This is a genomic window from Acinetobacter sp. Li1LvA2 (assembly GCF_056156705.1).
Genome location: NZ_JBSICF010000001.1, coordinates 637,462 through 663,540, shown reverse-complemented (window position 1 = coordinate 663,540; position 26,079 = coordinate 637,462). Strand labels below are relative to the sequence as shown.

Below are 26,079 nucleotides of genomic sequence, written 5' to 3'. Positions count from 1 at the left end.
GGAAGAAAATAAAATATAAATTTGCTTACTTTTAATTTTGAATTTTGCTTACCTTTTGCTTTCCATTGCTTAGGTGATTAAATTCCAACAAATTTTACGTTCAGAGACTAGTGTTTTTGCGAGGAATGGCGTAAATATAAAACTCAATCATCAGAAATGTTTACTTCAGAATAAAGGTGCATGTCATGGGAAAAGTCAATAAAACAGACCGGGAATGGCAAAGAGAGTTATCACCAGAAGAGTATCGGATCACACGACAAAAGGGCACTGAACCTGCATTTACGGGGCAATACTGGAATACTAAGCAACATGGCACCTATGTCTGCCGTTGCTGCGGTGCAGAATTGTTCTCATCAGATACTAAATATGACAGTGGTTGTGGTTGGCCTAGCTTCTTTAAACCGATTGAGCCAACTGCAATTGAAGAACATGACGATTTATCGCATGGTATGGTCAGAACAGAAATTGTTTGTCATGATTGCGAAGCCCATTTAGGGCATGTTTTTGAAGATGGACCACAGCCGACTGGTTTGCGCTATTGTGTAAACTCGGCATCATTACAACTTAAATCACAAGAAAAAAATGATGAGGAAACCTATCCATGAGTAATATTTATCAGTTTGAAGCTGAACTGTTAGAGGGTGAAGTTAAGCAATTAGCTGATTACAAAGGTAAAGTTTTACTAATTGTAAATACTGCAAGTAAATGTGGTTTTACACCACAATTTGCTGGCCTTGAAAAGCTTTATGAGAAATATAAAGATCAAGGCTTGGAAGTTTTAGGGTTTCCCTGCAACCAGTTTGGTGGGCAAGATCCGGGTAGCAATAAAGAAATCGGTACGTTCTGCCAGCGCAACTATGGGGTGAAATTCCCGATGTTTGCGAAAGTAGATGTAAAAGGCCCTGAAGCTCACGTGATTTTTAGATATTTGACACGTGAAGCTAAAGGCATTTTAGGAAGCAGCACGATTAAATGGAACTTTACTAAATTCTTGGTAGGGAAAGATGGTGCAGTGCTTAATCGCTATGCGCCTACGACTAAACCAGAAGCATTAGAAGCTGATATTGAAAAAGCATTAGCAAGTTAATGAATTCGATGAACGCTATTCCTCAAGCTTTTGAGTTTTGGCAAGATGGGCGAATGCCTTATGTTGAAGCCAGAAGATCTTGTTTTAGTCGAACATGTTATAAGTCTCATAGTCATCCAACATTTTCTATTGGAGCTATAGATGAAGGGAATAGCGTTTTTCAAAGTTCATTTGGTACAGCACAAAAGATTTCTACTGGTACCTTAGTCATTGTACCTGCTCATATAGAACATTCTTGTAATCCATTACCTGATCAGGTTTGGAGTTACCAGATGTTGCATCTGGATATATCTTGGCTTAATCAATGGTACGCTGAATTTCAAAAAGAGGGCTTTGATTTAAATTTACCTCAGCATAGACCTCTCATTATTAAAGATGAGTCTTTATATCAGGCTTTTTCTGGTATGAATGAAACTTTATTTGATTCTGAAAAATTGATTCTTGAAAAAGAACAGTCGCTTATCTATTGCCTTACTCAGTTGTTACTACCTCATTTTATATTAGAAGAAATACAGAAAACTCAATATTTGTATGAGGACTTCTTGGACTTAATTCATATTATTAAATCATCCGAACGATTTATTTCTCTAGAAGAGCTTGCACTGCAGGTGGGTCTTAGTCGATATGCAATTATTCGTCTATTTAAAGCCAATGTTGGCTTAACACCCCATGCATTTCAAATTAATTTAAAGATTAATCAAGCCAGAGCTCAATTGAAACAAGGGATTTCGCTTGTGGAGTTGGCAGTAAATTTGGGCTTTAGTGATCAGAGCCATTTTCATAAAGCCTTCAAAGCGCATACTGGAATCACTCCTCGTCAGTTCCAACTCGCAGCTGCGCAATAATTTACAATAAATTATTTTTCTCTATTTTTAAGCTATTCCATACAGTTTTAAAGATGAAATCGTTATGGAAGTTTTTTTAGTTATCGCCTTTACTCACTTTTTAGCGCTGCTATCTCCTGGACCTGATTTTTTTCTTATTCTCACCAGTCTTTTGCAAAAGGGTTCGCGCTATACATATGGTGTCATTGCAGGAATTACGTTTGGCAATGCCTTGATTTTAATGGCATGTATGTTTGGATTTATGTTACTTGGAAATTTGAGTACGACTATTCTTTTAGTACTTAAGTGGCTTGGGGCAGGGTATTTGGTTTATTTGAGTTATCTTTGTTTTAAGGCTGCTCGGGCTGGCACCTTAACTTTTGCTACTGAAAAAAATGATTTGATTGATCAAGAGTATCAGCATCAGGATAAAGTTAAGAGCTTAATGTTGGGAATACAATCTAGTCTTCTTAATCCAAAAAATATTATGTTTTATAGTAGCTTAATGCTGCTTATTCAGCATCAATTTAGTTTAGTTCAAAAATTTCTGATGAGTACGTGGATGACTGGAGTCGTACTTGGTTGGAACTTACTGTTGGTTCGGCTATTGCTTCAAAATCGAGTTCTAGAACAGATTAAACGTTCAGCGATAGGCTTATATTATTGTTCTAGTCTGGCTTTTATATGTTTTGCAATCTTACTCATTGCTTATAGTTAATGTCGGTTGTATAGCCTTCATGCTAAATAATCGTGAAGGCTATACAACTTATCTATGCTTAAAGAATTGCTTTCAAACGCTTAACCACTTCTTCGCATTGTGCTAAATCGGCGACTAAAGCCATGCGTACATGATTTTCCCCAGGGTTACCTTGATCTGTGTCACGAGATAAATAACGACCCGGTAAAACTTTAATATGGGCTTTTTCCATTAACATCTTGGCAAAAGTTTCATCGTTATCGACTTTTAACCAATAATAGAAACCTGCATCTGGCTTTTGCAGAGGTAATAAGTGACCTAGTTCGTTTTGAAATAAATCAAACTTTGCACGATATTGCTTACGGTTTTCTTCAACATGGTTTTCATCATTCCATGCCGCAATTGATGCAAGCTGATGTTGAACAGGCATTGCTGCACCATGATAGGTACGGTATTGCAAATATGGTTTTAATAATTCTGCATCACCCGCTACAAAACCCGAGCGTAAACCCGGTAAGTTTGAGCGTTTAGAAAGTGAATGAAATACGATACAGTTTTTATAGTCATCACGACCAAGTTCTGCACATACTTCTAATAAACCAGTAGGTGCTTGCTCGAACCAAAGTTCTGAATAACATTCGTCAGAAGCAATAACAAAATTATATTGATCAGATAACGCGATTAGCTTTTTGAATTGTTCTTTAGAAAGCACAGTGCCAGTTGGGTTGCCCGGCGTACATACAAAAAGAAGGGCAGTTTTTTCCCATACTTCTGCGGGTACAGCATCAAAATCACCTAAGTAACCATTTTCTTCGGTGCAATTGATGAAATAAGGTTTTGCGCCCGCAAGTAGAGCTGCGCCTTCGTAAATTTGATAAAACGGATTCGGCATTACCACATACGGAGCATCTTCACGGTTAATGAGCGCCTGAACAAATGAGAAAATCCCTTCACGCGTACCAGATACTGGCAAAATGTGGTTTTCAGCACTAATGCTATTAAGTTTAAAGCGCTTAGTGAGCCAGTCTGCAATACTTTGGCGAAGCTCAGGTAAGCCTTTGCTATTTGGATAAGTTGATAGATGATTGAAGTTGTCAATAATTGCCTGTTTAACAAACTCTGGTGCTGGGTGCTTTGGTTCACCAATTGATAGAGGGATCAAGGGAAGGTTAGCAGGAGTAGTATCCTTAAAAAGCTGGTTTAACTTTTCAAATGGATATGGGTGCAATAACGACAAGCTAGAGTTCATTAAACAGTTACCAAGTAGTTGAGTTTCAGTGCTGACAAATTTGATTAGATGCTTCATCTAATGCAGCTTTAAGCTTTTCCGAGAAGAGTTTAACCTCTTCGTTATTTAACGGTTTTCCATCTTTTTTCGTGACAAAGAAAATATCTTCTGCACGTTCACCTAAAGTTGCAATTCTAGCTGAATGGATGTCTAAACCTTGCATCATAAATAAGCCACCTACACGTGCAAGTAAGCCGGGGTGATCGAGTGTTGAAATTTCAACCATGTTTTGCTGTAACGCTTCATTCAATGTTACGTCAACTGTATTTTCAATATCGAAGTGACGTAGCTGACGTGGAATACGGCGTTGCATAAGTCCCGGATATTGGTCTGGCTGACTAAGCGCCTTCACCAATGCAGTTTTAACAGTTTCTTCGCGTTCAGGATCGGTTAGTAATGTACCAAAGCGATCGAGAACAACATAGGTGTCTAAGCTAAATGCGGTACTTGCTGTGATAATTTTTGCATCTTGAACGTCTAAGTTCATGCGGTCCAAAACTGCCACAGTCGTTGCAAAAAGGTTGGGTTGATCACGCGTGTATATAAAGATCTGCACGGCATCTTGGGCAGCTTTACGGTGAGCACGTAATAGTACTAATGGCTCTGGATTATCGCCGTGTTTCAAAATTGCTTGAGTGTGCCACGCAATTTCATCTGCCGATTCTTTAATGAAGTATTCATCGCCCAGTTCTTGCCATACTTTTTCAACGTCTGCCAATGAGAAATTATTCACCAGTAATTCACTTGCTGCAAATTTGGTGTCTTCAATTAGCATTTGATAGTCAACAGGACGGCTTAAACCTGTACGAATGACGTCACGGGCATGTGTATAAAGTTGACGCATAAGCGAAGCACGCCATGTGTTCCACAGTTTTGGATTCGTCGCATTAATATCTGCCACTGTTAAAGTATATAGATAATCAAGATGCTCCATATCGCCAAGTTTTTCGGCAAAATCTTTAACAACATCCGGATCGGAAATATCCTTTTTCTGAGCAGTTAGCGACATGAGCAAATGGTTGTGAATGAGCCATGCAATTAATTTACATTCACGCTCTGTAAAGCCGTGTGCACGTCCAAACTCGATCGCATCTTCTGCACCAAGTTCACTATGGTCTCCACCGCGGCCTTTAGCAATGTCATGAAATAATGCAGCAATAAACACAATATCTTGACGTGCAAGACGCTGGAAAACAGAACTTACAACAGGGAACTCTTTAGCAAATTCTGGTTCTTTAAAACGGTTTAAATTGCGCAGTAATAATAATGTGTGAGCATCGACTGTATAGATATGGAATAGGTCATATTGCATAAGGCCCATAATCTGACCAAAGGCTGGAATATAGTTTCCTAAAACACCATATCGTTTCATCGCTACCAAAGTATCGTATAGACGATAGGGCGAGCGAATAATCGACATAAATAGGGCTTGATGCTCAGGATTATCTCGAAAATTTTGGTTAATACGTTTTGCAGCAAGAATAAGTAAGCGTAAAGTACGAGCGCGAATACCTTCAATATCTGGTCGATTAGCCAAAATATAGAATAGTTCTAAAATAGCACTTGGATGTTCTGCGAAGATTTTGTGGTGCTGTACGGCAAGTTTATTGTCGACAATCTTAAAGTGGTCATTAACGACTTCAATTTTACGTTCGTAATTTGGTAAACGCGGAGTAATAACTGATTCGCTAAAATAGGCCAATAACATTTCATTGAGTGTTGAAACCTGTTGGGCAGTACGGTAGTAGCGTTTCATGAACTGCTCGACACCGTAGTTTACAGGCTGACCTTCTTGGCGAGCGTAACCAAATTGAGCCGCAATTTCTCTTTGATGATCGAACAGAAGGCGGTTTTCATCACGCTTCGCTAAGCGATGTAAATGGTGACGAATTTCCCAAAGAAAACTTTCAGCTTCTTCTAAAACATTTAATTCAAATTCTGAAATAAAACCTAAATGAACTAAGTCATAAATACGGTTTACGCGGAAATGACGCTTAGCAATCCAGCCAATCTGGTTAATATCACGAATACCGCCAGGTGCATTTTTAATGTCGGGTTCTAAATTGCTTTCAGTGTTGTTGTGTTGGTGGTAACGCTTAGCTTGTTCAGCCATTTTTGCATCAAAAAATGTTTTGTCTGTCCACGTTTGTGAAACAATACGACGTGGCCATTTTGCAAGTTGACTATTACCGGTAATTAAACGAGCTTCAATAAGTGTAGTTGCAACAGTTAAATCGGTAGCAGCTTGTTCAACACAGCTTTGAATAGTACGAACACTAATGCCGGGTTTGAAATTGCCAACATCCCATAAAGAGGAAATGAATGTAGAAATGCGTTTTTCATTTTCTTCGTTAATTTCATGTTCCGATAAAATCATGATATCAACGTCAGAATAGGGCAACATTTCACGGCGCCCATAACCACCTACAGCAAAAAGACCTAGCCCTGTCTGATCAAGTTCGGCATGTTTCCATAAAAAGATCAGTGCTTCGTCAACGAGGTCTGAGCGCGCTTTAATGACTTCCCGGATAGATTGCCCATTTTCATATGAATCCTGCAATTGCTTTTCTACATCCGTTCGCCATTGATTAATGGCTTTAATATCATGATGGCTTGTAACGTAGTTCAGCAATGGCGATGTATTGATCATGAAAATGGGTCTACCAAAAAGTAAATATTAAGAGTTGGTTTTTACGCTTACTTGATCAGCGGTTTCTTTCGCTAAAGTACGAGCAAGATCAGTATTTTCTGCACGAGCAGTTGCTACACCCATACGACGTCGTTTGAAACCTTCTGGTTTACCAAACAAGCGTAAGTCGGTATGTGGGTTGGCTAATGCCATATTTAAGCCGCTGTAGCTTAAATTGTTGGCATCTACACCAGCATAAATAACTGCACTAGCAGCAACACTATGACGAGCTGTATTTACTGGCAATCCTAAAATTGCACGAGCGTGCAGTTCAAATTCGCTTTGAAATTGTGATGCTAAAGTCACTAGGCCAGTATCATGTGGACGAGGTGAAACTTCACTAAACCAGACCTTGTCGCCTTTAATAAATAGCTCTACACCAAAAATACCACAACCACCCAGTGCTGTTGTCACTTTATTTGCAATACGTTTTGCTTCTTCAAGTGCAGCCGCAGTCATTGGTTGAGGCTGCCAGCTTTCTACATAATCACCGGCATCTTGGCGGTGACCAATTGGGTCACAGTAGTGAGTTTCAATTTCGCCAGTTTCAGGATTTTTAGCACGAACGGTAAGTAATGTAATTTCAAAATCAAAATCAATTTGAGATTCAATGATGACCGTACCTTGGTTAACACGACCACCTTGCATCGCATATTCCCAAGCAGCATCGACTTCATCGAAACTTTTTACACGAGACTGACCTTTACCTGAAGATGACATGACTGGTTTTACAAAGTTTGGATAACCAATATCGTCACAAGCAGCACGGAAGCTTTCTAGTGAGTCAGCAAAGCGGTAAGCAGAAGTAGGTAAACCAAGTTCTTCAGCTGCAAGACGACGAATGCCTTCACGGTTCATGGTCAGGTTTACAGCTTTAGCAGAAGGAATAATCGTGGCAGTTTGGCTCGCTTCAATTTCAAGCAAAACTTCTGTAGCGATGGCTTCAATTTCTGGAACAATTAAATTCGGTTTAATTTTCTCGATGAGTTGTTTTAACTCAGTTGGATTAGCCATATTTAACACATAAGAAAAATGTGCAACTTGCATGGCTGGTGCATGATCATAACGGTCGGCTGCATGTACTTCTACACCAAGACGTTGTAAAGAAATTACAACTTCTTTGCCAAGCTCTCCTGAACCTAACAATAAAACTTTAAATGCAGAAGATTGAAGTGGGGTACCGAGTGTCACGCTCATGCGAATCATCCTGACAAAATTATTTTTTTAAGCATAGCAGAACTTATGAGGGAGTTAAGCTTTATCACACATAAAAAAATTAATTTTGTCGGACAATTAAGATGTCATTTTTTAGATATTAACTTGATAGTTTAAAAGTAACTCATCTGCATTTTTGCCGCGAATACCCCAATTTTCTTTAGGGGTTTCAAAAATCGTAATTTCAATATCTTGCGGAGCTATTTTGCATTGTTCTTGAATATTCCGAAATAAAGTTTGAATGAGTTGTTTCTTCGTGGCTGCGCTACGTCCTGCAAACATTGAGAGTTCGATAATAACGTAGTGTTGGCTGCGGTCAGAAGGATAGATAAAATTTCCAGGCTTAAGACTGATAAAACGTTGAAATCTTTTCTCGATAGGATATTTCAATTCTTCAATCAGCGCTTGATGGATTGCATGCGAAAGTAATTCTCGATACTGCATAATCGTTTGTTCATTTGCGTAAATTTTAACTTGTGACATTATTATCTCTATTAAGTAAGGTTACCTTTTTAAACAATTGAAAAATTAGATTTTTACGCCAGAAGTTTCAATCTTAAAGGCTTCTGGCTAGGTTTTATTTTATATAAGGAAGATCAGTTTATCTATTTATAAAGGTAAATATGTATAGATCAGGCCATAAACAATTGCGGCAGTTAACGTTGCCGGAACAATTTTCTTAAATTTAAAATAAAGACCTGCTAAAACCAAAAAACCGATCAGCATCGCTAAGCTTTTATCTGGGGTTTCAAGGAGTGGTGGAAGAGTTGCAACCACAAGCATAGCGCTAATTGCAGAGATACCAATGCTTCCCAAAGCAATTTTTAGCCAGATTGAACCGCGTCTTTGCTGTGTACCTTGTAGCTTCTGTATAACAAAGAATGGTCCAAAACGTGAGGCGAAATTGGCAATACCAACAATGATGCCAACCAGAATAATCTCTAGATTCATTTTAAACTTCGACCTCTTCTTGTTGTTTCAGCACATAATGTTTAAACAAGCCAGCTAAAATACCTGAAAGAATACCAATAAAAATAGCCGCAGATAGGTTAATCCAATAGCAGGACAACGCTGAAACAACTAAAGATACAGCAACTACAAGGCTATGCTTTCGCTCAAATGCTGCTAATAAAAAACTTAAAAATAAAGCCGGTAGTAAGAAGTCTAAGGCTGCTTGTAAAAACTTTGGAAGATGAGTGACTTGATCTGCAAATAATCCGCCTAGCAATGAGCCAGTTGCCCAAGCCATCCAACTAAATAGGCTTAAGCCTAGCATCCAAGACTCAGACCATTGTTGTCTGCGTTGTGAAAGTTGAATCATTCCACTTGCAAAAACTTCATCGGTTAAGCCCCAAGCCCATACCGCCGTTTTTTTAAGATTTAATTTATTTGGAATCAGGTTATATAAAGCTGGTCCATAAAGGACATGGCGAATATCAAGTGCAATGACTGTTAATGCAGTTAACCAAATAGATGAACCGCTAGCCAAAAGCGCGACAACCAAGAACTGGCTAGCTCCAGCATACATTGAACAAGATAGGAAAAAAGCTTCCCATGGTGTAAAACCAAACTGAGATGCAGAAACGCCAAAGGCAAAAGAAACAGGTAAATAGGTAAATACGATAGCTTGACTATCTTTGGCGCCTTGCCAAAAAGTTGCCGTTTGGGCAGGCATCAATTGTTGTTCGGACACAATACACCTTGGCAATAAACCAAATGATAAAAATACTTGAAAGATTGAGTATTGTAGCCGAATTTAATAGCATAGTGCCGAAATGTTTAATCGGCAGTTTGCTATGTTCAACGCAAAGATTCGTTTAGTTTATATCGCCATGTTGAGTGCAGGTATTTTTACATTGCAGGGCTGTGACAATGGTAATCATGAGGCAGAAAAAAAAGTAGAAATTAAGCCAGCGCCTAAACTGACCAATGACGCAACTGTTTATGCTCAAAAAGCATGGACATTGATTAATACTGTTGAGCATTTGGTTTATGAAAAACAGCTGAGTCAAATCGATGACAAAGTTCGCAAACCTTTACGTCAATTGAGTACAGACTGGCGTATTAATGTGAAAATGACTGATTCCGTGACAGAAGGGAAATATGCACTTTGTCGTAAAGCTTTAACGAGTCTAGATGTGTGGGCACGCGAAACGCTTGAAAATAATGATTCAGTTGCTAAGAAACAAGCAGATTATGAGCGAGATAAAGCCCAATGTAAGGATGCGATCGATACGCCAAATCTTGGAAACACATCCCCAAAATAAAAAATTATAAATATAAAAAAGCGAGAGGATCAATCTCGCTTTTTTGCTTTTAAAACGATAATGAGTGAATATTAATTACGGCTTCGCCGCAGCTTTAGCTGTGTTTGCTGTTTTCACTGCATCTTGTTTCATTTGATGAGTCATTTGCTGTGATTCATGTTGAGCATGCATAGATTTCATCATTGCTTCATGCTTTTGTTCAGTCATATCTTTTTTAACATCTTGTTTTGCTTTTACTGCTTCTTTTTTAGCAGTTGCTTTGCCGTGTGCAGCAACACATTTTCCGCCCTTATGATTTGGCCCTGTACCACCTTGTAATTGAGTTCCTTTTGGACATGCAAATGCCGAAACACTTAACATAGCCAATACGCCAGCTGTAAGAATTGTTGATAATTTTTTCATGTTAATCAGCGCCTTGTTGAGTATTATTGCTCAGCTTGAGTGTAAAATGAAAATATCTGCTTTAAAACATTTATTTTGTGAAATAGAGTTTGAACAATGTGTTGTTTTGCAGCGTTATCTATTTTTTTAATTTGGTTTTAAGTTTTTGTCATATAGCTGGTTGTGCAAAGATTAGGAATGGGCTTGAGCAACTACTTTTAATTTCTCAATATCTAGAATCTCAATTTTTCTAAAAGCAATTTTAATGATTTTCTGTTTTTCGAGCAGGCTCAACTCATGGTTGATCGTCTGTCTAGATGTGGTCAGCATATTTGCCAATTGTTCTTGAGAAATATGGATGTGATGATCTTGAATAAGAATATGATTCCCATATCCTTCTAAAATGAATAGAAGACGTTGAGCAAGCCTTTGAGAAATACTGCGTGTTTGGATAGCAATCTGTTCTAAGAAAACGTACCTGAGTTTTTGGCTAGTTAAACGAGCAAAGTAATACCAGTAATATGGATTGTCTTTGAGTAATTCATTTAATGGTTTTGCAGGAATATGCAGAACGGTACTTTTTTTCAAAGCAATCGCATCGTGCGAACGTGGTTCATGATCAATCAGCGATATTTCACCAAACCACATAATTGGCTCAGCAATAGCAGAAAGTGCTTCATTACCATTTACGTCGACATAACCTAAGCTAATTGAGCCTTCAAGCACAGTATAAATACCATCAAACACATCTTGGGCGCGGAACACATAATTGTTTTTTTCGAAGGTTTTTTGCTTACCATGCTCTAGAATAAAGTTTTGGAATGCTTCTGGAAGCAAACTAAACCATGTATTTTCTCTTAGTCGATTAATATAAATAAGATCCAATATCAGCCCATCCATGAAAAAATCATTACTTTGTCAAATAGCTGACAACTTTAAGTTTTCCTTATTTGTACAGTATGACTATAGATAGATGAATAGGGAACAACTCATGTCGAATCTGGAGCAACAACTTAGCAAATATGCGGCTTACCACTTAAATCATAAAAATATTTTGACGCATTTTATTGGTATTCCGCTCATCGTGTTTTCAATTTTATGTTTAACAGCCAGAGCAGGGGTTGATATTGGTAGTTTTAAACTGACTTTAGCCATGCTGTTGATTGCAGCTAGTACGATTTATTATTTTATTTTAGATAAAGTATTTAGTTTACTCATGCTCATTCTTTTAGTCGCTGTGTATCCACTAGCGAATCAAATTGCACAGTTATCTTTTGGAGAATGGTTAGCGGCAAGTATTGGTTTCTTTGTGGTGGGTTGGGTCTTTCAGTTTGTGGGACATTATTTTGAAAAGAAAAAACCAGCTTTTGTGGATGATGTGATAGGACTTGCGATAGGACCATTATTTGTATTGGCAGAATTTATATTTATGCTGGGTTTTAGAAAGCCTTTGCATACGCGTATTTTACAAGAAGCGCGTAGTAAACGAGAGATGATGGATTTAAACCATTAAATATAAAAAAGCCCCAATATGTTGGGGCTTTTTCTTAAGCTTTAACTTAAACGTTAAAACGGAAGTGCATTACATCGCCATCTTGAACAACGTAAGTCTTACCTTCTAAACGCCATTTTCCAGCTTCTTTAGCGCCGTTTTCACCGTTGTATTGTACGAAGTCATCATATGCAACAACTTCAGCACGGATAAAGCCTTTTTCGAAGTCAGTGTGAATCACACCAGCAGCTTGAGGAGCAGTTGCACCAACTTTTACAGTCCATGCACGTACTTCTTGTACACCAGCAGTGAAATAAGTCTGTAAACCTAAGAGTGCATAACCTGCACGAATAACCACGTTTAAGCCTGGTTCTTCCATGCCCATTGCTTCTAAAAACTCAGCACGATCTTCATCTTCTAATAATGAAATTTCAGCTTCGATTTGGTTGCAAAGTGGAACAACAATTGCGTTTTCTTCCGCAGCAAGTTTTTTTACTGCATCTAAATGTGGATTATTTTCAAAACCGTCTTCTGCAACATTTGCAATATACATAGTTGGTTTTAAAGTCATTAAACCAAAACCGCGAACTAATTTACGTTCGTCATCAGACAAATCAGCCGCACGAGCTGGTTTACCTTCGTCAAGTAACGGTTGGATTTTTTCTAAAACTGCTTTAGTTGCTACAGCTTCTTTGTCACCGCCTTTAGCAACTTTAGTTAAGCGTAAAATTGCTTTAGCAACAGTTTCAAGATCGGCAAGCGCAAGTTCAGTATTAATAGTTGCGATGTCGTCTAATGGATCAATTTTACCATTTACGTGAATTACGTTTTCGTCTTCGAAACAACGTACAACATGAGCAATCGCATCAGTTTCACGGATGTTGGCAAGAAATTGGTTACCTAAGCCTTCACCTTTTGATGCACCAGCAACAAGACCTGCAATGTCCACAAATTCCATTGTAGTTGGCAAAATACGCTGTGGTTTAACAATCGCAGCAAGTTTGTCTAAACGTGGATCTGGTACAGGAACAATACCTGTGTTTGGTTCAATGGTACAGAAAGGGAAGTTTTCCGCTGCAATCGCTGCTTTCGTTAATGCATTGAAAAGGGTAGATTTCCCTACGTTTGGCAGACCAACAATACCGCAATTAAAACCCATGAAAACCACTCACAAATGTGTAAATTAAAAATTGTCGCTGATTTTACATGAAAGCCATGACAAAGTCATGGCTAGAGCAGGGTTGTATTGCGTTTAAACTTTACGTTTATCAAGTTGCTGGGCTAATGCATCACCAGTCGCTTGTACTAACATGACTAAAACAATGAGCACAAAAATGACAGCCAACATAATTTGCATATCAAAACGTTGATAGCCATAACGATAAGCAATGTCTCCTAGACCACCTGCACCAATAGCACCAGCAATCGCAGAGGAGTTAATCATAGTCACAGTAGTCACAGTAAAGCCTGCAACAATACCTGATAAAGCCTCTGGTAAAAGCACATGCCAAATAATTTGTTTACGGTTACAACCCATGGCTTGTGCAGCTTCAATTAAGCCTTGATCGACTTCACGTAAGCTGACTTCTGCAATACGTGCAAAGAAGGGAATAGCAGCAATCGTCAATGGAACAACGGCTGCCCAAACGCCATAACTTGTACCTACAATCCAGCGAGTAAGCGGAATAAGTGCAACCATTAAAATAAGAAAGGGCACAGAACGAGTAATATTAATGACCCAACCCAAAGCCTGATTAATTTTTTGTGATGGATGAATGCCGTGCTCAGAAGTGCTGACTAAAACAACAGCAATCGGTAAGCCAATTAAAAAAGCAATAAACGCAGATGCACCTACCATGAGTAAGGTATCTACAGTTCCAGTAATTAATAAATCAATGAGCTGGTCGTGCATAGCCAAGTACCTCAAATTGTGCAATTGCAGTTGATGCGTCTTGTCGTATAGATGAAAGATCAATTTCTACGTTAGGAATGCCGACTAAGAGTGAGCCAATAATGTGCCCTTGAATGGTATCGACCTGACTTTGATATAAATTGACGGGTGCTTTAAATCTAGCAAGTAGTTCTTGAATATCTGGAACCTGATGTGCTTCAGCTTCATATTTCAGTTTTACAATAATATGAGTCGAATCTTCATCGGGGAGTGGAGTGATTTTAAAAGGCAGAGTGATCTGCTCAAGGTTCAATAATTCTTGAGTAATTTGTTGCTCTGGTCGTGAAAATACGGACCAAACTTGTCCAGCCTCGACAATTTCACCTTGGTCAATCACCACGACTTGATCACAAATTTCTCGAATGACCTGCATTTCGTGAGTGATGAGTACAATCGTTAGACCAAGTTCTTGATTAATCTTTTTAAGTAAAGCCAAAATAGTGGCGGTACTTTCAGGGTCGAGTGCTGAGGTTGCTTCATCACACAGTAAAATTTCTGGGTGGTGAACAAGTGCACGTGCAATACCGACACGTTGCTTTTGTCCGCCCGAAAGTTGTGATGGATAATGACCAGACTTATCTGCAAGGCCTACTAGTGCTAGAACTTCATTTACACGCTCATCGATATCTGCTTTGTTGTAATTGGAAACTTTTAAGGGTAATGCCACATTTTCCCAGACCGTTTTTGCAGACATTAAATTGAAATGTTGAAAAATCATTCCAATGCGTTGGCGAGTTTGAATAAGCTCGGCATGACTCAATTCAGCAATGTTTTGTTGATGAATATGAATACTGCCTGTATTCACTTGTTCTAAACCATTTAAAGTGCGGAGTAGGGAAGATTTTCCCGCACCACTTTTACCAATAATGCCTAAAATCTTACCTTGAGGAATATCAAGGTTAATCTCTTTTAAAGCATGCAGCTTTTGACCCTGCGATTGATAAAACTTATTTAAACCACGAATTTTGATATGAGGTAGAGAAAAATCAACTTGTGATCCAAAACTCACCATGGTCATTCTCCTTATTTCCAGCCAGGGAACCAAAGTTTTGGCCCAATCTCAGCATCTAACACAGCTTTAACTTTTGGCGAGTTTTGATAGATCTCAACAAATTTCTTTAATTTGTCGCCCTTGTCCTGATAGTCGTCACGCACCACAAACAAAATCGCGTAACGTTTATTGGTATTGTCATCTAGTAAAAGTGCACTATCAGGATCAGCTGTTTTTGCTAAGCGCAAGTAATGTGGGTAGCCAAAAGCCAAATCAACATCATCAATTGCACGGGCAGTCTGTGGTCCTTCAACCTCAATGAATTGCAAGTTTTTAGGGTTTGAAACAACATCTTTAAGTGCAGATAAATGATTATTTGAATCTTTAAGCGTAATTAACTTAGCTTGCTGTAAAAGTAGTAGGGCACGACCTTGATTGACTGGATCATTTGGAATGACTACACGTGCGTTTTGTGGCAATTCATCAAGGCTTCTATATTTCTTTGAATAAAGGCCCACATGTGATGCTGCACCTACTGCAAATGCCTTTAATTTAAATCCAGTTTCTTTAATCGCATTGTCTAAGAAAGGCTGATGCTGGAAAAAGTTCGCATCAATATCCCCATGATTTAAAGTAATGTTTGGTGTATTCCAATCAGAAAACTCAACCAGTTTCACATTTAAGCCTTGTTGCTTTGCTTCATCGGCAGCAGCTTGTAAGGTTTTTGCAAATGGTGGGCTAATGCCAATCACAAGTTCATTTGAGCCACTTTGACGGTGTTTATTCCAAAAGAATAAAGCAACAAAAAGGACTACAACGACTAAGCCTACACCTAGCCATTTTTTAGAGGCTGTTTGAGCCATGTCTATCTCCAAATTTAAGCGGTTATTTCTTCAATTGTTGTTAGTTTTTTGCTGTTGTTATAGTGACTACATCGGAACGCTTGAACAGGGTGTTGTTCTGGTAATTGGTCACCCCGATTAAAAATTTTGTTCCGCAGAGAGCCCGTTTTATATGCAGTTTTATAGCGACCACGTTGTTGTAGCTCAGGAATGACCAAGCGAATAAAGTCGTGGTGAGACTCTGGTGCAACGGTACGTGTCAAATTAAAGCCATCAATATCTGTCTCATCTAAAAGATGAATTAAGTATTCAGCAACTTCTTCGCCACTACCCACGATGAGGGGATAACGACCACCTAAAACATGCTGAGCTTTTAAATCATTTTTTGTGATTTGTTGCTCTTTAAATTTTTCTGTAATCGAAACAATACTGTTACTTTTCTGGTAAGGAATCGCTTCATCGTCGGTAAATTTACTTAAGTCGATACCAGTTGAACTCGCATAATGCGCTAAGCCAGCTTCAGGGTTTGCATACTGACGATATTCATTAAGTTTCTGTACAGCCAGATCATGTGTTTCGGCAACAACAACGGTTATGCCAACAAAGACTTTAATGTCATCCGCTGAACGGCCTTGCTGTTCGGCAAGAGCACGAATCTTTTTCACCTGTTCGCGAATTTTTTCGGGTTTGTCGCCGCCAATAAATACACATTCAGCATGACGAGTAGCAAACTGCATACCTTTGGGTGAAGCGCCTGCTTGAAATAGAGTGGGAGTACGTTGCATAGAAGGAGACACCTGAAACACACCTTCACTCTGGTAATACTTTCCATGGTGGTGAATGGTGTGTACTTTGGATGGGTCTGTAAAAACGCGCCGTGCTTTATCTTTTTTAACTGCGTCGTTTTCCCAAGAACCTTCCCAATATTTGTAGCAAAGTTCTAAAAACTCTTCGGCTTGTTCATAGCGAGCATCGTGGTCTTTTAAACCTTTTTGGCCAATTAGACGTTCTGCACTATCTAGATAACCTGTCACGATATTCCAGCCAATACGACCTTGAGTTAAATGGTCAAGACTCGCAAAGCGGCGGGCAAATTGATACGGATGCTCATAGCTTAAGTTCACAGTGACCCCAAAACTTAAATTTTGAGTGACTGCCGCCATAGCTGAAATGAGTGTGGATGGGTCATGGCTTGGAAGTTGAATAGACTCTTTTAAAGTGAGATCTATACCGTTTTGATAGACGTCATACACACCTGTAATGTCTGCAATAAACAAACCATCAAATAAACCACTTTCTAAGGTTTTGGCTTGCTCTGTCCAATAGCTCAACTCATTAAAACGGTGTGATTCATCACGTGGATGTGTCCATAAGCCATGATTGATATGTCCAACACAGTTCATATCAAAAGCATTTAGTAAAATTTCTTTCGCTTTAAAATCAGCCATTACAATGTCCCCCGACGAGGTGGTAGAACACCGTTAAGCACATAGTTCCCAATAAAGTAATATTTCCATCGTGCAGCATCATGCAACGTATGCACACGTGCATTGCGCCAGAAACGGTCTAGACCATCTTGTGACTGACTACCACGGCTTCCAGCAAGTTCAATCAGCTTAGACGATGCTTTGAGAGCTGTATCGCTACTATGAGCACGTACTTTGGCCACATCAATTGAAGCTTTTGCAATGCTTTCAGGCGTGGTTTCAATTTTTGCGACATCAATTGATTGCGCAGCTTGCTTTAATAACACTTCACTTGCTCGTACATCTACGGCAATGCGTCCTAATTCATAAATCGTTAAAGGATCTTGGTTGGCCGTTTCTACATTTGAGTCAATCCATGGGCGGGCTTGATGCACTCTTTGCAAGCTTTCTTCAAAGGCTCCACGTGCAATGCCTACCTCAATTGATGCATGCATAATTTGGGCAAAAGGGCCCACTAAGGTTGGTTGTAAAAATGCAGTATCAAAAGGAATAACATCATCCGCATCTACAAAAACCTGATCAAATTTAACTGTGCCACTGCCTGTGGTTTTCTGTCCAAAGCCAGACCAGTCATCTACAAGCTTTAGACCTTGTGAACCACTTTTTACAAATGCCAGATACTCTCGACCTGCATCATCTAAAACTAAGGTTGGAATACGGTGAGCAAATAAACTTCCTGTGCAGTAAAACTTTTCACCCTGAATCAAATACCCATTTTCGTGAGGACGGATATTGGTTTGTTTATGAGTTGAAGTTTTGGTTTTAAACTCAGCAAGCGCATTACCAAAGCGAGTGCCATTTAACACTTCGCCATATAAACGTTGTTTTTGAGCTTCTGTGCCTGTATTGCGCAATACTTCTAAAGCGTAAAAATGGTTTTGTGGAATTTGTCCGATTGAACCATCTGCACCGCTTAAAAGTGCAATCACTTTAGCAACAGTATGACTTGAAACTTCGGCACCGCCATATTGCTTTGGCACTGTAATTGCCCAAAGCCCTGATTGGCTTAAAGCATCGATTTCGGTATACGGTAAAATTCGTTTAGAGTCTCGCTCAACTGCGGTTTTTTTAAATTGCTCAGCAAACTGTTTTGCAACTTCTAAAGCTTCAGCATCATTTTGAATAATGTGTGCTTGGCCAGATGCCGAGGTTTGTTTCGTTTGAACCGATTGATATGAAGTCATGATAATTTCTCCTTAAATCCAAGCATGGCGGGCAGGGAAATGACCATTAAGGTAATAATTGCCAATGGCATGTAATTTCCAGCGAACAGGGTCATGTAATGTATGTACACGGGCATTTCGCCAATGTTGATCTAAATTATGTTGGCTTAAACTTGAACGGCTACCGCCTAGTTCCAGCAATTTTTCAGAGATTTGTAGAGCCGCGTCATTGGCATAGACTTTTGCTTCTGCGACCAAAATTGAAGCTTTTGCAACTTGCTCATCGGTCACAGTTTGAAGTTGGTCAAGTTCATCTAAATATTCAGCAGCTTCATCAAGCAATAAAATTGCAGCATCGAGCAAAATATTTAACTTACCCACCTCTTGCAGGGTGTAATGTTCAAAGCTGGCTTTTTCAACGTTCGCATCAATAATTGGACGTGCTTTATGAATAGTCGATAAAGTGTCGTCAAAAGCAGCTTCTGCAATCCCTACATCAATTGCAACTTGTAATAACTGAGAATAAGCACCCCGATAAGTAGGGGCTTTAGTTAATAAGCGTTCATCAAAAATGAGATCTGGATCAACTTCAACGTTATTTAATTTAACTGTACCACTCGCTGTAGTACGTTGCCCAAAGCCATTCCAGTCATTAATGACTTCAATACCTTGAGCCTCTCGATTCACAATGACTAAAACTACATGACCTTCAGGATGAACCGCTTTAATTGCGAGCCAATGTGCAAAACTTGTACCTGTCGAATAAAACTTTTCACCGTTTAAAATATATTTGCCATTTTCAATGGTAAGTGTGGTTTCTAAAGTTTTTGAGTCATGGGTATTTCGTTCGGGACCACCGTTGGCAAGACGTTTACCAGCTAATATTTCTGAAAAGATAAATTGTTTTTGTTGTTCTGTGCCCATAATTTCGATCAGGTTTAAAAGGCTAATCTGATTTTGTGGAATCTGACCAACGTTCGCATCACCTTTACTTAAAATACGGAAAACTTGAGCTAGTGTTTTATTGGAAACAAAAGCTCCGCCGTATTTTTTTGCAATGCGAATTCCGCCTAACCCTTTTTGGCTAAAGCTTTCAATTTGCTCATACGGTAATAAGCGTTGTTGATCACGTGTATTACGACCCTCTAAAGCAAAATCAGCTACTTGATAAGCAGCATTAATCGCTTGTTGATCATTTTGAATGATTTGGACGTATACCGTCGTTTTAGATAGAGAATTAGACATAATGACACCTTGTATTGCTGTCATTACCTTACAAAAGAAATATTTTTCCACTAAACGAGGACTTATGCTCAGCTTATGAAATAAAGTGCAAAGCATTTTTTTTGATTTTTAATGGAAAAATAAAGATATTAAAAGTATTTATAAATCAATAAATTATGGTTTTTATGCGTAAAGCTGATAATAAAATTAGTTTTAATATGAAAAAGAGCTATAAGTACGGTAAAAAAAGATATAAAAAATATAGACCTAACTGTCAGCAAAAAATGAGCACAATATCCATTGTTTTAAATAAAAATAGCTTCTAAAGTATCTACTTACCATCGACCATTTTTGTACAAATAGTCAAATAAAAATAAACGTGGAGATTTTATGCGGGTTTTGTATCAGTTTCCTTTGTCCCATTATTGTGAGAAAGCTCGCTGGTTGTTAGACCATAAAGAACTTGATTATGTGGCTCATAACTTAATTCCAGGATTTCATCGTGCTTTTGCGCAACTCAAAACAGGCCAAAATTTATTGCCAATTTTGAAAGATGACCATCAATGGATTGCTGAATCAACCAAGATTGCACTTTATCTGGATGATACCTACCCAGAACATGCGCTTTTGCGTCGTGATGAGCAACTTAGACAACAAACTCTGAAAATTGATAGTTTAGCTGATGAGCTTGGTATACATGTACGCCGTTGGGCTCTAGCTCATACATTGGCGCAAGGAGACCATGCTTTAGAAATTATGATGGGTGAACAAGGCTATTTACGCCAGTTTGAGAAAATATCGAAGCCTTTTCTCAAAACCCTTGTAAAGAAGAACTATAAACTTGAAGAGGAGTTGGTGGGTCAGTCCAAAGAGCGTATGGATGAACTCATAAATGAACTCAATAACTGCTTAATAGAAAATCAGGCACGTTATATGGTGGGTGATCGCTTAAGTCTAGCTGATATTTCTGTGTGTTCTATGCTTGCACCACTATTAGAGGTGAAAGGCACGCCATGGGAGCGTGAAGAAGCAGAAGAGGTTTCTGAGGAATGGAGCAATTATCAAAAATATTTGCTTGATTTACCTCTAGGCCAATATGTTTTAAGAATATATCAAACCGAAAGAAACGCACGCGTAGATTGGCGAGGAATTTAAACTTTATAAAAAGCCCTGATTTTATCAGGGCTTTTTTGTAATATTTCTAAGGTCAGTTATTAACTTAAATATTACTATCAATTTTCTAAATGCTTTTTATTAAAACATTTATATATATTATTTTGCTGTGGGAATTTCTTCATTTAGCTCATTATTCAACTTTAGTCTAAATACTTAATAATTTTAATTTTTATGTTTTTTCACAAAATACAATTTTTTTAAAAACAGTTTTTAGCTGAAGTTAAGCCACTTTATTGTGCATATGTTTACATTGTAATCAATAATTGCCACATTAAAGTGTAAATAGATGAGCTTAATAATAGACAGAAGATTAAAACATAGATTAAAGTAGAAACATGTTAGCAGTTTTAAAGGTATTAACTCTGCAAAACAGACTGAATAAAATAAGTGAAGCAAATGGATGTGTCCTACTTGGAAAAGTTGGCGCGATAATTGCAATTTAATAATAAATCACTCTATTACTCTATATGAATGATTCTATAGATAAATAGAGAGAATGATCATCAAGGAGTTCTTATGAAACGTTCTGCAACCTCTCTCATTGTTTCAACATTTATGCTTTGTACGGTTGGCGCTACTTCTCAAATTCAGGCAGCAGATACATTAGCTAAAATTAAAAGTACCGGAAAAATCGTTATTGGCCACCGAGAATCTTCTGACCCAATTTCATATGTTGTTGCAGGTAAACCAGTAGGTTATGCAGTCGATATCTGTAACCAGTTTGCAAATGACATTAAAAAAGAATTGAAAATGCCTGGGCTAAAAGTTGAATACAAGGCAGTAACTTCATCGACACGTATTCCTGAACTTTTAGCAGGTAATATTGATATGGAATGTGGTACGACCACAAACTCTAAGCAACGCCAAGAACAAGTGGGCTTCTCAACAAACTACTATGCGACAGAAGTACGTATGGCAGTTAAAGCGAACTCAGGCATTAAGAGTTTGGCAGATTTAAATGGCAAGGCAGTTGTAACAACTCAAGGCACAACATCTGATAAATACATCAAGATGAATGAAAAGGGTCAGTCAATTAATGTCCAAAATATTTATGGTAAAGATCATGCAGACTCTTTTGCCATGATGGCATCTGGCCGTGCTGCCGCATTTGTAATGGATGATAATATTTTAGCTGGTTTGGTTGCCAAGTCTTCTACACCTAAGGCATTTGCAATTGTAGGACCAGTACTTTCATCTGAACCTTACGGTATTATGCTTGCTAAAGATGATCCAAAATTTAAAGCGATTGCAGATCGTACTGTAAATAATTTATGGAAAACTGGTCAAATGGACGCTTTATATAAAAAGTGGTTCTTATCGCCAATTCCACCAAAAAATACAAATTTGAACATGCCACAAAGTTCATCTTATAAAAAACTAAAAGCGCACCCAACAGATGCAGGGATCTAACAAGATCTTTTTGTCCTAAATTTACTTAAGCAAGTGAGACTCACTTGCTTAAGCGGTCTATTTTCCTAAAGATATTCATTTAAGGGGCAAACATGTCAGTCGGCTCGCTAAACTGGACTATATTCTGTGCGGAGTCTAATGAATATGGTGTCGATAAAGCCGCATGGGCAGAATCAGTCTGTAGAGCAATTGGTAGTACAAGCTACAATGCTCATGCTGAAGCGCCCACATGGTTACAAATGTTAGGTTCAGGCGTCTTTACTATGGTTTGGACAGCTGTTATAGCCTTTCTTATCGCATTTTTATTAGGTTCTCTCCTAGGGGTAATTCGTACATTACCTAACAAACCTCTCGCATTTATTGGCAATTGTTACGTTGAAATCTTCCGTAATATTCCACTTATTGTACAGCTATTCTTCTGGGCATTTGTTTTTCCGGAATTCTTACCGGACAGCTTAAGTGCAGGTAGTGGGGACGTTGTTGCAGGTGGATGGTGGAAAAATATTTTAAATCAGCAACCTGCGGTTATTGGTGTTTTTGCATTAGGTCTCTACACTGCTGCGCGTGTATCTGAACACATACGTGCTGGTATTAATACTGTTTCTCGTGGACAAAAGTTTGCAGCTTCTGCAATGGGTTTTACCACTGCACAAAGCTATCGTTATGTTATTTTACCTGTTGCATATCGTACAGTGTGGCCAACGATTACTTCTGAAGCAATGAACGTTTTCAAGAACTCGGCTGTTTTATATGCTTTGAGTGTTTTGAACTTCTTCGCTTATACAAAAACCATGCGGGAAGAAACTTCTCAGGACATCATTATTCTTATTCTATCTACGCCTGTTTATTTAATTATTACTTATAGTATTAAATTTATCATGGCATGGATTGAGAAACGAATGGCTGTGCCTGGCTTAGGCTCAGGAGGGAAGTAATTATGGATTTTTCTTTATTACATAACCCTGATGTCATCGCGGCACTCAAAGAAGGTTTCATTTTTACCCTGACCGTGACTGTATTGGCCATGATGGGCGGTATCCTAATCGGAACCCCATTGGCAATGATGCGTTTATCAAGCAATGCCATCGCAAGTAATTTCGCAAAATTTTATGTCGATCTGTTTCGGGGTATTCCACTGATTCAGGTGATCTTTATTTTCTACTTTTTGTTGCCAAAAATATTTGAGTTTCAATCTGATACGTATTGGGGACCATTGTTTTCAAGTGTTGTGACTTTTGCTATTTTTGAAGCTGCATTTTTCTCGGAAATTGTACGTTCCGGAATTCAGTCTATTTCAAGAGGTCAGGTCAATGCAGGCTATGCGCTAGGTTTTACCTATGGTCAATCAATGCGCTATGTAGTTTTACCTCAAGCCTTTCGTAACATGCTCCCAGTATTGTTAACTCAAACAATTATTTTATTTCAGGATATCTCATTAGTTTATGTGATTAGTGCACCAGACTTTTTAGGTCGTGCAGATACATTGGCCAATACATATGGTCCTGAAACGAAAGCAACATTCTATTTAATCGTCGCTGTAGTTTACTTCTGTAGTTCGTTTGTGCTGTCACAATTAGTCAAACGCTTACAGCAAAAAATTGCCATCATTCGCTAATTGGAGATTTTAAATGCCAATGATAGACATCCAACATATCTCTAAATGGTATGGTGATTTTCAGGTTTTAACAGATTGCACGACGAGTATTGAAAAAGGTGATGTCGTTGTTGTTTGCGGACCTTCTGGTTCAGGAAAATCAACACTCATTAAAACAGTAAATGCGTTAGAACCATTTCAACAAGGCGATATTATTGTTGATGGAGTTTCTCTGAAAGATCCAAAAACGGATCTTGCTAAATTCCGTTCACGCGTAGGAATGGTCTTTCAACACTTTGAACTTTTTCCACACATGACTGTTTTGGAAAATTTAACCATTGCTCAAGTTAAAGTGTTAAAGCGTTCAGTTGCCGATGCTAGTGAAAAAGGTTTGAAATATTTAGAGCGTGTAGGTTTACTTGCACATAAAGATAAGTTTCCAGGTCAATTGTCTGGGGGCCAGCAACAACGTGTAGCGATTGCTCGGGGCTTGTCCATGGACCCAATCTGTATGTTGTTTGATGAACCAACTTCTGCACTTGACCCAGAAATGGTAGGTGAAGTACTTGAAGTAATGGTGCAACTTGCACATGAAGGTATGACCATGATGTGTGTGACACATGAAATGGGTTTTGCTAAAAGAGTATCTAACCGTCTAATTTTTATGGATGAAGGTAAGATTTTAGAAGACTGTCCAACGCATGAATTCTTTGATAATTTAGATGCTCGCCACGAGCGCGCGAAGCTCTTTTTAGAAAAAATTCAAGCCATGCACTAATACCATTAATAAAAAAGAGCCTTTTGAAAGGCTCTTTTTTTTACATCCAAATTTTAGAAACTATATTTTGCTAATAAATTGACGCGAGAGTAATCACCTTTATCGCCTGCAAAAGTTTCTCGTTGGCCGTAGGTATATTCTGCACCTAAATCAATATTTTTAACCGGATTCCAGATTAAATTGACCAAAGCATTATAAATTTCTTTGTTATAGCTGGTGCTGGTCAAATTGCTATTTGCATAGATGCTATCATCTTTGTATTGAATACCACCTATTGCAAAAGTAGAGCGGAGGATAGGACTCCATTTTCGTTGATAGCCAATAACAGCACTATCAAATTCACCTAGATTAATATCCTGAGTTGTTGTGTCATAGGCATAAGCTGAGTTGCTATAAAGTAAATAGCGGCCATCTCCTTTAACATGATAGTAGTTAGCAACCACGCTATCTTGAGGTGTTAAATCATATTTACCACCAACGCCTACACCCCAACCGAATTTTTCTTCTGAAGCACTATCTTTGGGAGCAACACGGTTTTCATGGGCAAGACCATGTAACTGTAATAAGCCTTTGTTATCTTTAGTTTTGAAATCATATCGTGCTGTTAAAGCAGGAAAGCGGCTTCCACCGGCAGCATTACCAGCTTTTTCAACATCACCGCCTTCTAAGGCAACTAATATTTTCTGTTGTGCATTAATTGGCTGAGTGTATCTAACCTGTACTGTACGTGTAGTACCTGTACCAATAGCGCCATTAAAATCTACTGTTTCTGGTGATGTATCGGTATTTACAAAAGGTGAGGTGGTTTGACCAGCTAACCATTTACCTAAAGACATATAGGCATGGCGAACGCGGAAGGTACCATTGCCATTGTCGCCATTTCCACCCATGAAATCGGCTTCAATTTTACCGGTTAAATCTCCGTATTGGGTAGGTCGAGTAATGTCTAGACCAATTCTTGAAGTTGCGGCAGATACATTTAGTGAGTCTTGTTTCGGATCATCTTTATTTAATGGATAGTTAGCGCCATTTGAAATACTACCATTTGAACCTTTAAAGTCATAGGTTGCATCTGCGCGGACACTACCATAAAGCTTAACTTGGGTTTGCCCATCGGTCATAGCCATCCAGCCTGGTTTTGATACAGGAGGTGTAGGAGTAGCTGGTGCTACGGGAATTGTTGTTGGAGCACTAACCGACAAAGTTGTCTTTTGTTGATCAGATAGTTTCTGGACGAGTTGTTTTAACTCCTTTACTTCATCACGTAAGGCGTTAACTTCAGCATCTGTAGCGGCATGCACAGGCATCGTCACGCTAATTGCGCCTAAAGAACTCATTGCTAGCACGAGTGTTTTGATCTTATTCACAGGAACTCCCCGACATGGATAAAAAATTTTCCTGCAAATACATAACAATAATAATGCCAACTTTAAGAATTTAGAAAAATAGTAAAATTTCTATAATTATCATTGGCTTATATTCAAATAATGGGGCGAGTAAGATCTTATATTGAAAAAATAAAT

27 protein-coding genes are annotated in these 26,079 nt (G+C 38.5%); 11 read left to right on the top strand and 16 right to left on the bottom strand.

All coding sequences use genetic code 11. The features are described from left to right. Positions 1-185: 185 nt before the first annotated feature. From msrB to ACS604_RS03060, 4 genes are all read left to right on the top strand, one after another. A complete protein-coding gene (msrB, locus tag ACS604_RS03075) occupies positions 186-605 on the top strand; it encodes a peptide-methionine (R)-S-oxide reductase MsrB (protein ID WP_004792889.1) in 420 nt (139 codons plus the stop codon). Next, positions 602-1,087, top strand: coding sequence for a glutathione peroxidase (locus ACS604_RS03070; RefSeq protein WP_005304488.1), 486 nt, complete (start codon positions 602-604; stop codon positions 1,085-1,087). Before msrB ends, ACS604_RS03070 begins: the two co-directional genes overlap by 4 nt. Beyond that, on the top strand, positions 1,087-1,932 hold the full coding sequence (locus ACS604_RS03065; protein WP_474769952.1) for an AraC family transcriptional regulator: 846 nt from the start codon (positions 1,087-1,089) through the stop codon (positions 1,930-1,932). The genes ACS604_RS03070 and ACS604_RS03065 overlap by 1 nt, the downstream gene beginning before the upstream one ends. Before the next feature lie 64 nt (positions 1,933-1,996). Beyond that, positions 1,997-2,629 (top strand): LysE family translocator, encoded by a 633-nt coding sequence (locus ACS604_RS03060; protein ID WP_474769949.1) that lies wholly within the window; start codon positions 1,997-1,999, stop codon positions 2,627-2,629. Positions 2,630-2,687: 58 nt separating this feature from the next. On the opposite strand, the gene dapC is transcribed toward ACS604_RS03060, so the two are convergent. From dapC to ACS604_RS03030, 6 genes are all read right to left on the bottom strand, one after another. Continuing rightward, entirely contained in the window at positions 2,688-3,857 is a 1,170-nt protein-coding gene (dapC, locus tag ACS604_RS03055; RefSeq protein ID WP_192454501.1) for a succinyldiaminopimelate transaminase, read from the bottom strand. A gap of 25 nt (positions 3,858-3,882) precedes the next feature. Beyond that, positions 3,883-6,546, bottom strand: coding sequence for a [protein-PII] uridylyltransferase (gene glnD, locus ACS604_RS03050; protein ID WP_005304499.1), 2,664 nt, complete (start codon positions 6,544-6,546; stop codon positions 3,883-3,885). A gap of 27 nt (positions 6,547-6,573) precedes the next feature. Beyond that, entirely contained in the window at positions 6,574-7,791 is a 1,218-nt protein-coding gene (gene purT / locus ACS604_RS03045; protein ID WP_174739222.1) for a formate-dependent phosphoribosylglycinamide formyltransferase, read from the bottom strand. Positions 7,792-7,893: 102 nt separating this feature from the next. Continuing rightward, a complete protein-coding gene (locus ACS604_RS03040; protein ID WP_004792877.1) occupies positions 7,894-8,283 on the bottom strand; it encodes a tautomerase family protein in 390 nt (129 codons plus the stop codon). Positions 8,284-8,409: 126 nt separating this feature from the next. Next, positions 8,410-8,751 carry an L-valine transporter subunit YgaH gene (ygaH, locus tag ACS604_RS03035; protein ID WP_151962641.1) on the bottom strand — a complete coding sequence of 114 codons (342 nt, stop codon included), beginning with the start codon at positions 8,749-8,751 and terminating at the stop codon, positions 8,410-8,412. Between the two features lies 1 nt (position 8,752). Next, positions 8,753-9,475: an AzlC family ABC transporter permease gene (locus ACS604_RS03030; protein WP_151963288.1), complete on the bottom strand. Its 723-nt coding sequence runs from the start codon at positions 9,473-9,475 to the stop codon at positions 8,753-8,755. A 121-nt stretch (positions 9,476-9,596) separates the two neighbouring features. Here ACS604_RS03030 and ACS604_RS03025 point away from each other — a divergent pair, with 121 nt between their 5' ends. Next, positions 9,597-10,067, top strand: a complete 471-nt coding sequence (locus ACS604_RS03025) for a hypothetical protein (RefSeq protein ID WP_174739220.1) — start codon at positions 9,597-9,599, stop codon at positions 10,065-10,067. 75 nt (positions 10,068-10,142) lie between these two features. On the opposite strand, the gene ACS604_RS03020 is transcribed toward ACS604_RS03025, so the two are convergent. Together ACS604_RS03020 and ACS604_RS03015 are read right to left on the bottom strand one after the other, a co-directional pair. Further along, positions 10,143-10,469, bottom strand: a complete 327-nt coding sequence (locus tag ACS604_RS03020; RefSeq protein ID WP_151962643.1) for a hypothetical protein — start codon at positions 10,467-10,469, stop codon at positions 10,143-10,145. 171 nt (positions 10,470-10,640) lie between these two features. Further along, positions 10,641-11,348: a Crp/Fnr family transcriptional regulator gene (locus ACS604_RS03015; RefSeq protein ID WP_474769945.1), complete on the bottom strand. Its 708-nt coding sequence runs from the start codon at positions 11,346-11,348 to the stop codon at positions 10,641-10,643. A 91-nt stretch (positions 11,349-11,439) separates the two neighbouring features. Between ACS604_RS03015 and ACS604_RS03010 the strand changes: the two genes are divergently transcribed. Continuing rightward, positions 11,440-11,961: an Mpo1 family 2-hydroxy fatty acid dioxygenase gene (locus ACS604_RS03010; protein ID WP_474769944.1), complete on the top strand. Its 522-nt coding sequence runs from the start codon at positions 11,440-11,442 to the stop codon at positions 11,959-11,961. A 46-nt stretch (positions 11,962-12,007) separates the two neighbouring features. Here ACS604_RS03010 and ychF read toward each other — a convergent pair whose 3' ends face one another. From ychF to ACS604_RS02975, 7 genes are all read right to left on the bottom strand, one after another. Next, the gene (ychF, locus tag ACS604_RS03005; protein ID WP_004642544.1) at positions 12,008-13,099 is read right to left on the bottom strand and encodes a redox-regulated ATPase YchF; all 1,092 of its coding nucleotides are present in this window, start codon (positions 13,097-13,099) and stop codon (positions 12,008-12,010) included. A gap of 93 nt (positions 13,100-13,192) precedes the next feature. After that, complete coding sequence (locus tag ACS604_RS03000; RefSeq protein ID WP_312822495.1) at positions 13,193-13,852, bottom strand: methionine ABC transporter permease MetI; 660 nt, start codon at positions 13,850-13,852, stop codon at positions 13,193-13,195. Further along, positions 13,833-14,909 (bottom strand): methionine ABC transporter ATP-binding protein, encoded by a 1,077-nt coding sequence (locus ACS604_RS02995; protein ID WP_474769941.1) that lies wholly within the window; start codon positions 14,907-14,909, stop codon positions 13,833-13,835. Before ACS604_RS02995 ends, ACS604_RS03000 begins: the two co-directional genes overlap by 20 nt. A 5-nt stretch (positions 14,910-14,914) precedes the next feature. Further along, positions 14,915-15,745, bottom strand: coding sequence for a MetQ/NlpA family ABC transporter substrate-binding protein (locus ACS604_RS02990; protein ID WP_474769940.1), 831 nt, complete (start codon positions 15,743-15,745; stop codon positions 14,915-14,917). 14 nt (positions 15,746-15,759) lie between these two features. Continuing rightward, entirely contained in the window at positions 15,760-17,172 is a 1,413-nt protein-coding gene (locus ACS604_RS02985) for an LLM class flavin-dependent oxidoreductase (protein WP_474769938.1), read from the bottom strand. Continuing rightward, complete coding sequence (locus tag ACS604_RS02980; protein WP_474769936.1) at positions 17,172-18,395, bottom strand: SfnB family sulfur acquisition oxidoreductase; 1,224 nt, start codon at positions 18,393-18,395, stop codon at positions 17,172-17,174. Before ACS604_RS02980 ends, ACS604_RS02985 begins: the two co-directional genes overlap by 1 nt. A 12-nt stretch (positions 18,396-18,407) precedes the next feature. Further along, positions 18,408-19,643: an SfnB family sulfur acquisition oxidoreductase gene (locus ACS604_RS02975; protein WP_474769935.1), complete on the bottom strand. Its 1,236-nt coding sequence runs from the start codon at positions 19,641-19,643 to the stop codon at positions 18,408-18,410. A 345-nt stretch (positions 19,644-19,988) separates the two neighbouring features. Here ACS604_RS02975 and ACS604_RS02970 point away from each other — a divergent pair, with 345 nt between their 5' ends. From ACS604_RS02970 to ACS604_RS02950, 5 genes are all read left to right on the top strand, one after another. Continuing rightward, complete coding sequence (locus ACS604_RS02970; protein ID WP_151962652.1) at positions 19,989-20,753, top strand: glutathione S-transferase family protein; 765 nt, start codon at positions 19,989-19,991, stop codon at positions 20,751-20,753. Between the two features lie 537 nt (positions 20,754-21,290). After that, positions 21,291-22,184 (top strand): amino acid ABC transporter substrate-binding protein, encoded by an 894-nt coding sequence (locus ACS604_RS02965; protein WP_474769933.1) that lies wholly within the window; start codon positions 21,291-21,293, stop codon positions 22,182-22,184. A gap of 92 nt (positions 22,185-22,276) precedes the next feature. Next, a complete protein-coding gene (locus ACS604_RS02960) occupies positions 22,277-23,119 on the top strand; it encodes an amino acid ABC transporter permease (RefSeq protein WP_005304542.1) in 843 nt (280 codons plus the stop codon). Positions 23,120-23,121: 2 nt separating this feature from the next. Beyond that, on the top strand, positions 23,122-23,799 hold the full coding sequence (locus ACS604_RS02955) for an amino acid ABC transporter permease (RefSeq protein ID WP_004792846.1): 678 nt from the start codon (positions 23,122-23,124) through the stop codon (positions 23,797-23,799). Positions 23,800-23,812: 13 nt separating this feature from the next. Beyond that, entirely contained in the window at positions 23,813-24,556 is a 744-nt protein-coding gene (locus ACS604_RS02950; protein ID WP_474769931.1) for an amino acid ABC transporter ATP-binding protein, read from the top strand. A 53-nt stretch (positions 24,557-24,609) separates the two neighbouring features. On the opposite strand, the gene ACS604_RS02945 is transcribed toward ACS604_RS02950, so the two are convergent. Further along, positions 24,610-25,923 carry a DcaP family trimeric outer membrane transporter gene (locus ACS604_RS02945; protein WP_474769930.1) on the bottom strand — a complete coding sequence of 438 codons (1,314 nt, stop codon included), beginning with the start codon at positions 25,921-25,923 and terminating at the stop codon, positions 24,610-24,612. Positions 25,924-26,079: the final 156 nt, after the last annotated feature.